The sequence below is a fragment of the Paractinoplanes maris genome (assembly GCF_023544465.1).
Taxonomy (GTDB): domain Bacteria; phylum Actinomycetota; class Actinomycetes; order Mycobacteriales; family Micromonosporaceae; genus Actinoplanes; species Actinoplanes maris.
In genome coordinates, this window is record NZ_JALPVL010000002.1 from 785,065 (window position 1) to 797,294 (window position 12,230).

The 12,230-nt window shown below is 70.6% G+C and carries 14 protein-coding genes; 3 read left to right on the forward strand and 11 right to left on the reverse strand.

All coding sequences use genetic code 11. The annotated features are described in order from the left end of the window. Positions 1-7: 7 nt before the first annotated feature. The 6 genes from NAG42_RS08565 to NAG42_RS08590 are packed head-to-tail and all read right to left on the reverse strand — an operon-like array spanning position 8 to position 5,590. Positions 8-1,537 (reverse strand): SpoIIE family protein phosphatase, encoded by a 1,530-nt coding sequence (locus tag NAG42_RS08565; protein ID WP_250029267.1) that lies wholly within the window; start codon positions 1,535-1,537, stop codon positions 8-10. Then, positions 1,534-2,883 (reverse strand): ATP-binding protein, encoded by a 1,350-nt coding sequence (locus tag NAG42_RS08570; protein ID WP_250029268.1) that lies wholly within the window; start codon positions 2,881-2,883, stop codon positions 1,534-1,536. The genes NAG42_RS08565 and NAG42_RS08570 overlap by 4 nt, the downstream gene beginning before the upstream one ends. After that, positions 2,880-3,911: an ATP-binding protein gene (locus NAG42_RS08575; RefSeq protein ID WP_250029269.1), complete on the reverse strand. Its 1,032-nt coding sequence runs from the start codon at positions 3,909-3,911 to the stop codon at positions 2,880-2,882. Before NAG42_RS08575 ends, NAG42_RS08570 begins: the two co-directional genes overlap by 4 nt. Beyond that, on the reverse strand, positions 3,908-4,312 hold the full coding sequence (locus tag NAG42_RS08580) for an anti-sigma regulatory factor (RefSeq protein WP_250029270.1): 405 nt from the start codon (positions 4,310-4,312) through the stop codon (positions 3,908-3,910). The genes NAG42_RS08575 and NAG42_RS08580 overlap by 4 nt, the downstream gene beginning before the upstream one ends. Beyond that, positions 4,309-4,731, reverse strand: a complete 423-nt coding sequence (locus tag NAG42_RS08585; RefSeq protein ID WP_250029271.1) for an STAS domain-containing protein — start codon at positions 4,729-4,731, stop codon at positions 4,309-4,311. Before NAG42_RS08585 ends, NAG42_RS08580 begins: the two co-directional genes overlap by 4 nt. 1 nt (position 4,732) lies before the next feature. Next, positions 4,733-5,590 (reverse strand): STAS domain-containing protein, encoded by an 858-nt coding sequence (locus NAG42_RS08590; RefSeq protein WP_250029272.1) that lies wholly within the window; start codon positions 5,588-5,590, stop codon positions 4,733-4,735. Positions 5,591-5,746: 156 nt separating this feature from the next. On the opposite strand from NAG42_RS08590, the gene NAG42_RS08595 reads away from it, so the two are divergent. The 3 genes from NAG42_RS08595 (at position 5,747) to NAG42_RS08605 (ending at position 6,946) form a co-directional block, all read left to right on the forward strand. Beyond that, the gene (locus NAG42_RS08595; protein ID WP_203814771.1) at positions 5,747-6,100 is read left to right on the forward strand and encodes an STAS domain-containing protein; all 354 of its coding nucleotides are present in this window, start codon (positions 5,747-5,749) and stop codon (positions 6,098-6,100) included. Between the two features lie 112 nt (positions 6,101-6,212). Continuing rightward, the gene (gene mscL, locus NAG42_RS08600) at positions 6,213-6,650 is read left to right on the forward strand and encodes a large conductance mechanosensitive channel protein MscL (protein WP_250029348.1); all 438 of its coding nucleotides are present in this window, start codon (positions 6,213-6,215) and stop codon (positions 6,648-6,650) included. 62 nt (positions 6,651-6,712) lie between these two features. Continuing rightward, complete coding sequence (locus NAG42_RS08605) at positions 6,713-6,946, forward strand: hypothetical protein (protein ID WP_250029273.1); 234 nt, start codon at positions 6,713-6,715, stop codon at positions 6,944-6,946. Between the two features lie 578 nt (positions 6,947-7,524). Here the strand turns inward: NAG42_RS08605 and NAG42_RS08610 are convergent. The 5 genes from NAG42_RS08610 to NAG42_RS08630 form a co-directional block, all read right to left on the reverse strand. Next, the gene (locus NAG42_RS08610) at positions 7,525-8,352 is read right to left on the reverse strand and encodes a zf-HC2 domain-containing protein (protein WP_250029274.1); all 828 of its coding nucleotides are present in this window, start codon (positions 8,350-8,352) and stop codon (positions 7,525-7,527) included. Between the two features lie 316 nt (positions 8,353-8,668). Then, positions 8,669-9,307, reverse strand: a complete 639-nt coding sequence (locus NAG42_RS08615; RefSeq protein WP_250029275.1) for a CGNR zinc finger domain-containing protein — start codon at positions 9,305-9,307, stop codon at positions 8,669-8,671. 176 nt (positions 9,308-9,483) lie between these two features. After that, positions 9,484-10,887, reverse strand: a complete 1,404-nt coding sequence (sthA, locus tag NAG42_RS08620) for a Si-specific NAD(P)(+) transhydrogenase (protein ID WP_250029276.1) — start codon at positions 10,885-10,887, stop codon at positions 9,484-9,486. A gap of 159 nt (positions 10,888-11,046) precedes the next feature. Beyond that, positions 11,047-11,286, reverse strand: coding sequence for a hypothetical protein (locus tag NAG42_RS08625; protein WP_250029277.1), 240 nt, complete (start codon positions 11,284-11,286; stop codon positions 11,047-11,049). A gap of 63 nt (positions 11,287-11,349) precedes the next feature. Next, the gene (locus tag NAG42_RS08630) at positions 11,350-12,171 is read right to left on the reverse strand and encodes a universal stress protein (protein WP_250029278.1); all 822 of its coding nucleotides are present in this window, start codon (positions 12,169-12,171) and stop codon (positions 11,350-11,352) included. Positions 12,172-12,230 lie beyond the last annotated feature (59 nt).

Consider the following 12,230-nt stretch of genomic DNA (forward strand, 5'->3'; position numbering starts at 1 on the left):
GCCGGGGTCACTGGCGGCGCAGGGCGACGACCGCGATGTCGTCGGCCTGTTGCCCGGCGCCGCCGAGCTCGGTCATCAAGCGGCGGCTGAAGGCGTCCAGGTTGGACTCGACCGTCGTGGCCGCCCGGGCCAGAGCGGCCAGTCCCACGTCGATGTCGGCGTCGCGCCGCTCGACCAGGCCATCGGTGTAGAGCACGAGCGTCCCGCCCGGCGGCAGCACGAATTCGAAGTCGTCGGGGCGGGGCGCGTTGATGCCCAGAAGCGGGCCGTGCGGCTCGACGAACCGGGTGCCCTCGGCCGTGTGCAGCAGCGGCGGCAGATGCCCGGCGCTGGCCATCCGCACCCGGCCGGTGCCCGGTTCGAGCGTGAGCAGGCAGATGGTGGCCGAGTCGGCCGGCAGCACCGTGCGCATGAAGCGGTTGACCAGCTTGAGCACGGTGCCCGGCGGGTGACCCTCGACCGCGTAGGCCCGGACGGCGTGCCGCACCTCGGCCATCACCGTGGCGGCGTGCAGGGAGTGGCCGGCAACGTCGCCGATGGCCACCAGCAGCTTGCCGTCGAGCATCGTGAGCTCGTAGAAGTCGCCGCCGACCTCGGTCTGCGCGCCCGCCGGCTCGTAACGCATGGCCAGCTCGACGCCGGGCACCTCGGGCAGCCGCGACTGCAGCAGGCTGCGCTGCAGGGTGACCGCGATGCGGTGCTCCTCGTCGTAGGAGCGCTGCGCCTCGACGGCCGCGGCGACCGTCTGCGAGAGCTGACGCAACACCGGGAAGCCCGGGTTCTGGCTGCTGGTGGGCACGGCAACATAGATCGGCGGCCGATCGGGGCGCAGCCGGGCGGCCGCCACCGTCACCGACTCGCCCTCGGGCCAGGTGACGACACCCCAGTCGGCGGCGTCGTCGGTACGCACCAGCGACCCGACCCCCACGTCCTCCTGGGGAAGAGGCCACGGGCGTACGGCCGGGGGTGAGCCCACCACAGCGGTGCCCTCGCCGTCGGCCGACTCGGTGAGCACCACGACCGGACCGCCGAAGATCTCGTGCGCACCGGCCGCGGCCGCCTGGAGCAGGCCGGTCAGCGTGGTCGACGTGTTGATCGCGAGCGTGGCCTCGGCCAGCCGCACCATGCGCTCGGCCAGCGACTCGGCGCGCCGCCGGGCCGAGTAGTAGCGCAGCACGGCCTGGGCGGTGGCGATCAGCTCGTCCGGCTCGATCGGCTCCACCAGGTAGGCGTCGGCGCCCCGGTTGAGACCCTGGGTGCGGTCGACAACGTCGACGGCGTGGGCCGACACGTGGATGACCGGCATGGCGCCGTACCGGGTATCGGTTTTGATCGTCTCGCAGACGTCGAAGCCGCTCATGTCGGGCAGCTTGACGTCGAGGACGACCAGCTCGATGTCGGAGCCCGGCAGCATGCTCAGGGCCTCTCCCCCGGTCTCCGCCTGACGCACGGTGAAGCCGGCCCGGGTCAGCCAGCTGACCAGCAGGTAACGCTTGGTCGCACTGTCGTCGACGACGAGGACGGTGGCCGGTTTCATGACGCCGGCAACCGTAAGGTGAAGGTGCTCCCCTCGCCGGGAGTGGAGTGAACCCGCAGGGCGCCACCGAGGATGGTGGCCAGCCGCCGCGCATAGGGCAGACCGAGGCCGGTGCCCTTGCCGCTGAGCGCCTTGCTGCCCGGCACCTGATAGAACTCCTCGAAGACGCGATCCTGCAGCTCAGCCGGAATGCCGGTCCCGGTGTCGGAGACGATGAACTCGAGGTCGGAGCCGACCTCCCGCACGGCGAGCCGCACCTCGCCCTCGGCGGTGAACTTGAGCGCGTTGGTCAGCAGATTGCGCAGCACCCTGGTGATCAGCACCTCGTCGGAGTGGATCGACGGCACGGCCGGCTCGTCGATGCGGAAGTCGACCTCGGGCCGGGTGGCCAGCGGCCGCAGCGTGCCCCGGAGCTGACCGAAGACGGCTTTCAGGTCGACCGGCGCCCAGTTGGGCTCGATCCGGCCGGCCTCCGCCTTGGCCAGGTCGAGCAGGTCGTTGACCAGGGTGAGCAGGTCGCTGGCGGACGTGCGGATCAGCCCGACCTGGCGTTCCTGCTCGGAGGTGAGCGGGTCGGATCCACCGTCGGCCAGCAGCCGGCTGAGCCCGATGACCGCGGTGACCGGGGCGCGCAGCTCATGGCTGACATTGGCCAGGAACCGGCTTTTCGCCTCGCTGGCCGCGGCCAGCTGCACGGACTTGTCGTCGAGCTCGGCATAGAGCGCCACCACGCCGCGGTTGGTCTCCTCCAGCTCCTCGGAGAGCTGGTGATAGAGCGCCATGACGCCGCGGTTGGTCTCCTCGAGCTCGGCGTTGAGCCGGGCCAGCTCGTCGCGTTGCGAGCGCACCTCGTCGAGAGCGGCGATGAGCTGCTGATTCTGCACATGCAACTCGTCGACGGGGCTGTTGGGGACGTGCCGGGACAGCCCGGCACGGATCTGGTCCATCCGGTCCGGGGTCAGTTGCGGCGCTCCGGCCGGCAAACGTCGGGCCATCCACACGACCGTACCGGTCTCACCGTCCTCGACCTCCATCTTGTCCACCAACCGGCCAACATGTGCGAGCTCTGTCCGCAGACGCCCGGCTTCCCGGCGCTTCGATCCCTCGACGGCCACCCGCAGCGCGATGCGTACCCCGTCCACCCGCACTGTGAACGTCACATCCGCATCGGAATCGCCGGTCAGCACCACCCGGCTCACCTCGCTCAGCGCGGTGGCCAGCCTGGTCTGGTCCTGTTGCTCGAGACCGACCTCGCGAGCCACCTCGCGGCCGAGCTGGCGGATCAGGAAGATGTCCTGCTCCACGCGCAACCGCAGGCGCATCAGTGGCTCGGGGTGGCCGGTCATGGCAGCCGGGCCACGAGCACGCCGGCGTCGTCGCGGCGCACTCCGGCATCGCGCAGCACCGTCGCGGCGATCACCAGCGGCGAGTGCGCGAGCAGCCCCGGATAATCGGCCGGGGTCCATCGGTCGACCACGCCGTCGGAGTGCATGAGCACGATCGCATCGGGGGTGATCGGGTAGTCGTACTCGCGGATCTGGCGGCGCTGATGACCGGCGATGCCGGGCAGCGAGACCATGCCGCGCCGCGAGCCCACCGGCGGGATCACGGTGCCGGTGATGTTGCCGAGACCGGCATACCGGACAAGACCGGCGTCCGCATCAAGTTCGGCGACAGCCACCGCGGCACCGCGGGTGTGGTTCATCCGGCGGTGCATCAGCTCGAGCACAGCGGCCGGCGGGCCGGCCGGCGCGTCTTGGAACGCGCGGATCGCCTCGTGGGCGGCTGCCGCGGCGAGCCCGCCGTGGCCCAGCCCGTCGCACATCATCACCTGACGGCGGCCGTCGGCCTCGCGGACCGAGTACGCGTCACCGCTGACCGACTCCCCGGTCAGCGGACGGGTCACCCCGGCCGCCCACGCGGCCGGTGGTGGGTCGGCCGGCCAGACCTGCGTGGCCAGGACGGTGCCTTTACCGAAGACCGAGTGCACGTCGCACCAGGACGACTGGCGCACGATGGCGCCCAGGCCGATGCCGAGCGTGCCCGCGGTGGAGTGGCCGTCGGCCGCCGACACGGCCAGGTCGGCCATGCCCGGACCGCGATCGACCGCGATGAGCTCGACGCCGGCCTGCTCGGCCGTGCGGACCGTACGCAGCAGCACGAGGCCCTCGTCGGCGTGCTTGACCAGATTTCCCGCGACCTCGGCCGCCACGATCGAGAGGTCGGCGATGCGACGCTCGGGCAGGCCGAGCTCGACCGCGAGCCGCTCAGCGGTCCGGCGGACGGCGGAGGCAGTCGCGGCCGCCTCGACCCGGAACCAGACTCCCCCGTCGAGAAGCCCCTCGGGTAGCGACGCCACCGCGCCTCCGCTCATCGGCACCACTTGGTCACGGTGATGGTCGTGCCTTCGCCGACCGCGGTGACGATGTCGAATTCATCGACGAGCCGCCGCGCGCCGCTCAACCCGAGCCCGAGCCCTCCGCCGCTGGTGTAACCGTCGGTGAAAGCCAGGTCGAGGTCGGCGATACCCGGCCCCTGATCGCTGAAGACTATCCGGATGCCCTTACGCCGGCCGTTGTCGACCGGAGCCACCTCGACCGAGCCGCCCCCGCCGTAGACCAGCGTGTTGCGGGCCAGCTCACTGGCGGCGGTCACGAGCTTGGTCTGATCGACGAGCGACAGCTTGACCGCGACGGCGAGCGTGCGCACGAGCTGGCGGACCCGGACGACGTCCTGGTCGGTGGCGACCTCGATCCGCTGGCCCTGCTCGCTCACGAGTCCGATGCCGCGGGCGTCCCGGTGGCGCCCGCGTCCTCCTCGTCGTCGTCGTCGAAGTGATCGACTCGTACGCGGGCCAGCAGCTCCATGCCGAGCTCGACATTGAGTGCCGTCCGGATGCCGGGCAGCGACAGACCCAGCTCCACGAGCGTGATCGCGACCGCGGGCCGCATGCCGACCACGACGGTCTCGGCGTCGAGCACCTTGGAGATCGCGGCGATCGTGGCCAGGGTGCGGCCGACGAAGGAGTCGACGATGTCCAGGGCGCTGATGTCGATGATCACACCATGGCAGCCGGTGGCGACGATCCGGTCGGCCAGGTCCTCCTGCAGCTGGAGGGCGACCTGGTCCTCCATGTCGATCTGGATGGAGACGAGGAGGATGTCGCCGATCTTGAGGACCGGAACGCGTTCCACGTCAGAGCTCCCGGCGCTTCTGCTTGGTCTGACCCGCCTTGGCGAGAACGTAGCGCAGCGCGTCGGCCAGCGAGGCCTTGGTGGCGATGTCACCGAACTCGATGCCGAGCGCGACGATCGTCTGCGCGATCTGCGGGCGGATGCCGGAGATGATGCAGTCCGCGCCCATCAGCCGGGCCGCCACCACCGTCTTGAGCACGTGCTGGGCGACCTGGGTGTCGACGGCCGGCACGCCGGTGATGTCGATGATCGCGTACGGCGATCCGGTGTCGACCAGGGTCTGCAGCAACCGCTCCATCACCACCTGGGCGCGCGCCGAGTCGAGTGTGCCCACCAGCGGGACGGCGACCACGCCCTCCCACAGCTTGACGACCGGGGTGGAGAGCTCGAGCAGCTGCTCGGCCTGGTCGGCGATCAGTTCCTCGCGAACCCGCACATAGCTGTCGAAAGTGAAGAGTGCCGCCTCGTCCACGAACGACGAGAAAGCCACGTAGTCGCGCAGCGCGATGGCGTCGCCACCACTCGCCGCGTCGATGGTGGTGAGCACCGCGTCCTTGAACGAGAAGATGCTGACGGCCGTCTCGGTGGCCGTGAAGCCCTGCCGGGCGCGCGTCGCGGAGAGCTCGGCGAGCTGGGCGCGCAGTTCCGCCGCGGGCTCGCCGGCGAGGTCCTGGGCCGAGCCGGCCAGGGCCTGCCGGAAGCCGCGCCGCAGCTCACTGTTCTGCCTTTGCAGCTCCGCGTGGCTCAACCGGCCGCGCAGCGTGGAGGCCACGTGCTCGGTCCAGGTCGTCACCAGGCTTTCCTGGTGCTCCTCCAGCAGAGCGGCGAAGCGAGCCGCCTCATCCGCACTCAGCGTCACCGCTGCCTCCCGACTCACGTCCCTGCCTGCAACGGGCGGGACTTTACCATCGTCAAGTCCGTTGCTTGCTGTGAGCCAAATATCTCCGCGCCGCGCCCCGTTCTGCGAGCGACCGGTGCTTTGGAGTACCGTTCAACAGATAACTGGAGGTCCTGAATGTCTCTGACGGTACAAACGGAACAGCGCGCCGACATGGTCGTGGTGTCGGTCGCGGGCGAGCTGGACATGGCGACCGCGCCCCAGCTTCAGGACCAGATCAGCGACCTGCTGGAAAAGGGGCGCACCCGTCTGGTCTTCGACCTCGCCGAGGTGTCGTTCTGTGACTCCACCGGGCTCTCGGTGTTCGTCCGGGCCAAGAACAGCACCGACGACGCCGGCGGCACGGTCCGGCTGGCCGCTCCGCAGCGTGGGGTGCTGCGCATCCTTGAGGTGAGCGGCCTGGTCGAGGTTCTGCGCACCTACCCCACAGTCGACGAGGCGGTCACCGCCGAGGAAGCAACCCTCGACTGATCACACCCACTTCCCGAGTCGTCCCGGTCGGCGATAGTTTGTCGCCGACCGGTCGTGGGCACCTGCGGCCAGACTGATACTTCGGCGTGCGCGGGAGAGCTTCGTGAGCAAGATGCTTCAAGGCTTCAAAGACTTCATCATGCGGGGCAACGTCGTCGACCTGGCGGTCGGCGTCGTCATCGGCGCCGCGTTCACCGGAGTCGTCACCGGCTTCACGAACGGCTTCATCAAGCCGCTGATCCAGCTCATGGGCGGCGGCAAGGGCCTCGACGCGGGCAAATTCAAGGTCAACGGCGTCGAGTTCGACTACGCCACGTTCCTCAACTCGCTGATCACCTTCGTGCTGACCGCGGCGGTGCTGTACTTCTTCGTCGTGCTGCCGCTCAACATCCTGGCCGAGCGCCGTCGCCGCGGCGAGGAGCCGCCGCCGAAGGCTCCGGCCGAGGACATCGTGCTGCTGACCCAGATCCGCGACGCGCTCGTATCGTCGTCACAGACGCGCGGTTACAACGACGCTCCGGGCCGTCACCAGCAGGAACCGCCTCGCTGACTTCCCCAAAAAGATCATCCCCGCTCGGCGCGTCTCGAACAGATGTTCGATACGCTGCCGGGATGGAGCAGCGCAAGCACTGGTGGAACGGCAGGTGGGGCCGCGTCGCCCGCAAGGACATCTACTTGCGGGTGAGCGGCGACCAGTGGTATGTGGAGCAGCGCGCGGGCGGCGCCGACGGCGTTTCCCACTTCTTCGAGTACGACTCCGAGGACGCCGCCCTCGACACGGTGCGCGCCCTGCTGGCCGCCCCCGGCGATTGGCGCGAGCTCTCAGTCCGCCCGCCCACCCGCTGACCACTCAGCTCCGCGCTCACTCCACAGCACCGCTCCAGAACCGCCCGCTACGCCGGCCCCCACTGCTCGAACCCGCGCCGCCGGGCAGGCAGCTCGCTGCGCGCAGCGCGCAGCCGCCGCCGCCGCCGCCAAGCAAGCATCGCGGCTCGGCGCCGCAAATACGCGGCTCAGCGCCATCCCGGACAAAGCAGTAGCGCCCGCTCGGCGCCGCCAAGAGCACAGCTCCGCGCCATTCCCGACAAAACGGGTAGCGACGCTCGGACCCATAATGCAGTTTGGCGCCACCCAGCGAGGCGAATAGCCCGGCCTGGCGCCGTCAACCGCACAGCTCGGCGCCATTCCGGACAAAACGCGTAGCAAGGCACCGCCCGTGCTACCAGCCGGCAGGGCGAGTGGCTCAGCTCGGCACCGCCCCGTGCTACCAGCCGGCAGGGCGAGTGGGTCAGCTCGGCACCGCCCGGTGCTGCCGAGCGGCGGGGCGAGTGGGTCAGCTCGGCACCGCCCGGTGCTGCCGAGCGGCAGGGCGAGTGGGTCAGCTCGGCACCGCCCGGTGCTGCCGAGCGGCCGGGGCGAGTGGGTCAGGCGGCTCGGCGCTCGTCGTGCTGAGCGGTCATCGGGCCCGGCGGCACCAGGCGCAGGCCGGGCCGGAACGGCTCGATCACCGGCTCGCCCTCGTCACCGTCGCCGAAGCGGGCCCGCCAAGTGCCCCCGTCCGCGGCCCGCGAGCCCGGCGGTGTCGAGACGAAGCCGCCTGGAATGCGGGACAGGGCCACGATCAGCAGGTATCCCAGGATCACGAAGCCGTGGCTGATCAGGCGGGCCAGATCGACCCGGGCCGCCGTCAGGTCGTTGACCGAGAGCAGAAGCAGCATCCCGACGAAGGCTGTGAGCATCGGGATCAGCCCCGACGGCCGGGTACGCCGCAGCGCGATGAAGAGGTAGCCCGCCCCGACGGCCACATTCCAGGCCGCCGACTCGTGCCAGAGGTGTCCCGGCGTCGCGTCGAGACCGGTGTGCACGTGGCCGCCGACCACCCCGCCGCCGATCTGGTCGAGACCGAGGATCAGCTGCACCGCCCCCACCGCGGCCAGCGCCACGATCAGCACCGCGACGAGCGGAAAACCCCCCGGCAGCGGCATCCGCGCGCGCCACCCCGGCCCGGCGGCCGGCTCGGCGGCCACCAGATCACCTCGCCGTGACGGCCGGGCGGCCAGGATCGCCGCGCTCAGGTCGGGCGGCGTGGCCATGCTCGTGCTGGTCAGACGATTGACCGCCGCGGCCCGGTCGAGCCACTCCCGGCACCCGGCGCATCCGGCCAGGTGCGCGTCGACCGCACCTCGGTCGGCCGGATCGTCCTCGCCGTCCAGCTGCGCCGAAAGCATCTCGCGCCACCGCTCACAAGCCATACCCCAATAGTCGCCTGAGCCGGCCGCAAAGTTCCCCGGGGGCTCTGCACGGTCGGGCGGGGCGGCCAGATCAAAGCTGGGCGGCCCCTGCACAGTCGGACCGGGCGGCCAGATCAGGCTCGGCGAACCCTGCACGGCCGGGCCGGGCGGCCAGATCACACTGGGCGGCCCCTGCACGGCCGGGCCGGGCGTCAAATCAGGCTCGGCGGCCCCTGCACGGCCGGGCCGGGCGTCAAATCAGGCTCGGCGGCCCCTGCACGGCCGGGCTGGGCGGTCAGATCAGGCTCGGCGGCCCCTGCACGGTCGGGCTGGGCGGTCAGATCAGGCTGGGCGGGCCCTGCACGGTCGGGCGTGGAGGCAGCGCTCCGCTGCCGCCCATCAGCCGGCGACGCTCGCGGAAAGCTCGCAAATTGGCCGTATTACCGCAGGTGCTGACATCGTGCCAGACGCCGCTGTTGTTGCGGGAGGTGTCGAAGAACGCGGCCCGGCACTCCATGTTGTTGCAGAGTTTCAGTCGCGGCCACAGGCCGGCCTGCTGGGCCAGCAACGCCTCGGCCCACAGGGCGGACGCCAGCCACCGCGTGCCGCGCCCGGTGGGGACGATGCGTACCCAGCCGTCGGCGTCGGGGACCAGGCTGACCGGCACGTCGGCCGGCGGGAGCGAGCCGTCGAGCCCGCCCGCGCCGCCCGCGAGGATCACGTTTTCGAAGGTGCTGCGCAGGCGGCGCAGCGAGCGCAGGTCGGACGACGAGATGAGCAGCGTCGGGGCCGGCAGGCCGGAGACCCGGGACCAGGTGCCGAGCGCCTCGGTCAGCCAACGCTGGGCGTCATCGACCTCCATCAGCAGGTCGGTGCCGTATGACATGGGCGGACGAGTGTTGAGCAACTCCTGCACGAGCGCCAGACCGCCGGGCGCTTCCCGCACGCCGTGCCGCGCACTGGCCATCCATGACATAGCCGAAGCGTACTTGATTCTGTTTCATGGCAGCCTCTACCACGGCTTTGGTTCCCCTTAAGGAATCAGTTTTTCACCGGCGGGGGATGGCCAACTTGTCCGGCTTCGCCACACTGCGGACCGCCATCCGCCGCCGGTAACAGAAACTTGCCCGTCAGCAGAGTCTCAAAAGAGGCTTAACCATCGATCCGCGTGATGTTGCGAATCTTGTTCGAGGCGTCCAGCGCGGCCACCTTGTAGGCCTCCGACAGCGTCGGGTAGTTGAAGACCGCGTCGACCAGGTAGTCGACCGTGCCGCCGCAGCCCATCACGGCCTGGCCGATGTGGACGATGTCGGTGGCGCCGGTGCCGAAGACGTGCACGCCGAGCAGCTTGCCGTCGTCCGGGGCGACCAGCAGCTTGAGCATGCCGTAGGAGTCGCCGACGATCTGGCCGCGGGCCAGCTCGCGATAGCGCGCGATGCCCACCTCGAACGGCGTGTTGGCGTCGGTCAGCTCGTCCTCGGTCTTCCCGACGAAACTGATCTCGGGGATCGTGTAGATGCCGATCGGCTGGAGCTGGTGCATCTCGCGGGCCGGCTCGCCGCAGGCGTGGTGCGCGGCCAGGCGGCCCTGCTCCATCGAGGTCGAGGCAAGCGCGGGAAAGCCGATCACGTCGCCCACGGCATAGATGTTGTCGACCGCCGTACGGTAATTGAGGTCGACGTCGATGCGGCCGCGTTTGTCGGCCTCGAGCCCGGCCGCCTCGAGCGCCAGGTCCTCGGTCTGGCCCTGGCGACCGGCCGAATACATGACCGTGTCGGCGACAATTTTCTTGCCGCTTTTGAGGATGCAGAGTGCGGCGGTCTGGTGCCGCTCGACCGCGGCCACCTCCTCGCCGAAGCGGAATGTCACGCTGAGGTCGCGCAGATGGTATTTCAGCGACTCGATGATTTCGTCGTCGCAGAAGTCGAGCATCTTTTCCCGGCGCTCGACCACGGTGACCTTGGTGCCGAGCGCGGCGAACATCGACGCGTACTCCATGCCGATGACCCCGGCGCCGACCACGACCATGCTGCGCGGCACCGCCTGCAGGTTGATCACGCCGTCGGAGTCGACGATCGTACGGTCGTCGAAGTCGACGCTGTCGGGGCGGGCGGGACGGGTGCCCGCCGCGATGATGATCTTGTCGGCGCTGACCTTGCTCTCGCGGCCGCTGCCGGCGTCGACCCAGATCGAGTGCGCGTCGGCGAACCGCCCGGTGCCGGTGACCATGGTGATCTTGTTACGCGCGAGCTGGTTGCGGATGACGTCGGTCTGCCGGGCGATGACGTGCTGCGTGCGGGCGGCCAGGTCACTCACGGTGATCTCGTCCTTGACCCGGTAGTTGCTGCCGTAGAGATCACGCTGGCTCAGCCCGGTCAGGTAGAGGACGGCCTCCCGCAGCGTCTTCGACGGCACGGTGCCTGTATTGATGCAGACTCCGCCGATCATGTCCCGCCGGTCGACGATGCCGACCCGGCGTCCGAGCTTGGAGGCGGCGATGGCGGCCTTCTGACCACTGGGCCCGGAGCCCAGCACCAACACGTCGTAGTCATACACAGTGCTTAGCGTCGCAGTGACCGGCCCCTCGGTCCACCAAGTCGGTCAGATTCTTCCCGGTCCATTTGCCGGTCGTTGAGCAAACCTCGGGCGTACGCCGGGAAGACAGGACCGTGGCCACCGGAGCGGACGCCGGTGGCCGCGCGTTCCCGTGGAGGCTCAGGCCGCCAGAGGGACGACCTCGGGAGCGTGGCGGCGGGTGGAGTCCGCGCTCTCGTCGTCCGGCTGCTCCGGGGCGGCCAGCTCGGCGGCCACCCGGGACTCGTAGGCGGGCAGCTCGCGCGCGGCGTCCGCCGGCGTCCGGCCGAGCGGGCCGGCCAGCAGCGTGACCGCGTCCCGGGCGGCGGTGACACCGCGGTCCGGGGTCTCGATGGAGATCCGGGTGTGGCGGGTCAGCACGTCCTCCAGGCCGGCGGCCGGCCCTGGACGAGGAACGGCGCGCCGTCGAGTGCGCGGTGCTGTTCAGCTCTTGACCACCGCCACCGGGCACTCGGCGTGGCGCAGCAACGCCTGGCTGGTCGATCCGAGCAGCAGCCCGGCCAGCCGCCCGCGCCCGCGGGACCCGACGACCACCAGCCCGGCGCCGCCCGTCTCCTGGGTCACCACCGTCTCGGCCGGACCCTCGATCAGCCGCTCATGCATCGCGACCTCGGGAAACGCGGCACGCCAGGGCGTGACGACCCCGGTCAGCGTCCGCCGCGCCGCAGCGGCCCAGTCCTCGCGGTCGACCACACCGGTCGTCGCCGCCACGGCCATCACCCCCGCCCCCGACGGCACCAGGGGCTGCTGCCACGCGTGCACGACGAACAGCGCGACGTCCCGCCGCGCGGCCTCCCGCACGGCGAACCCCATGGCCGCCTCGCTGTTGTCATCCACCGCCACCACCACCGGCCCGGCCCAGTCCTCGTCACCGCGCACCACGACAACCGGGCACGCGGCCTCGGCGACCACCTGGACGGCCAGCCCCGACCGGCGGTGACTCTCCCCGAGCACCAGCAGGCCGGCCTCCACCTCACTGAGGGCGGACACCACGACGGTGTCCGCCTCATCGGGGGAAGCCGCCGCCGCGGCCGCGGTGAACACCCGATCCCTGATCCGCTCGGCCGCGCTGATCTCCGCCGTGCTGACCCCGATCAGAGCCGTCTGCTTCCCTTCCGCATGGGCCAACCGCAACGGGCGGCCCGTCTCCCGGGCATACCGGGCCGCCCACCGCACGGCCGCATCAGCGCCGTCGGAGCCGTCCACTCCCACGACCACCGGCCGGCCGATCTTCTCCGTGCTCATGTCATCTCCCCTCAGGCTCTCCTTCAGGGATGCCTGACGCCCTTGGCGGAAGCCCTGCG

What these genes read in the sequence shown, in the direction of transcription:
- NAG42_RS08630 (WP_250029278.1), bottom strand. Translation starts at nt 12,171, where the DNA reads ATGAGCACGGAGAAGATCGGCCGGCCGGTGGTCGTGGGAGTGGACGGC.
- NAG42_RS08605 (WP_250029273.1), top strand. Translation starts at nt 6,713, where the DNA reads ATGGAGCAGCGCAAGCACTGGTGGAACGGCAGGTGGGGCCGCGTCGCC.
- NAG42_RS08565 (WP_250029267.1), bottom strand. Translation starts at nt 1,537, where the DNA reads ATGAAACCGGCCACCGTCCTCGTCGTCGACGACAGTGCGACCAAGCGT.
- mscL (WP_250029348.1), top strand. Translation starts at nt 6,213, where the DNA reads ATGCTTCAAGGCTTCAAAGACTTCATCATGCGGGGCAACGTCGTCGAC.
- NAG42_RS08570 (WP_250029268.1), bottom strand. Translation starts at nt 2,883, where the DNA reads ATGACCGGCCACCCCGAGCCACTGATGCGCCTGCGGTTGCGCGTGGAG.
- NAG42_RS08615 (WP_250029275.1), bottom strand. Translation starts at nt 9,307, where the DNA reads ATGTCATGGATGGCCAGTGCGCGGCACGGCGTGCGGGAAGCGCCCGGC.
- NAG42_RS08595 (WP_203814771.1), top strand. Translation starts at nt 5,747, where the DNA reads ATGTCTCTGACGGTACAAACGGAACAGCGCGCCGACATGGTCGTGGTG.
- NAG42_RS08575 (WP_250029269.1), bottom strand. Translation starts at nt 3,911, where the DNA reads ATGAGCGGAGGCGCGGTGGCGTCGCTACCCGAGGGGCTTCTCGACGGG.
- NAG42_RS08610 (WP_250029274.1), bottom strand. Translation starts at nt 8,352, where the DNA reads ATGGCTTGTGAGCGGTGGCGCGAGATGCTTTCGGCGCAGCTGGACGGC.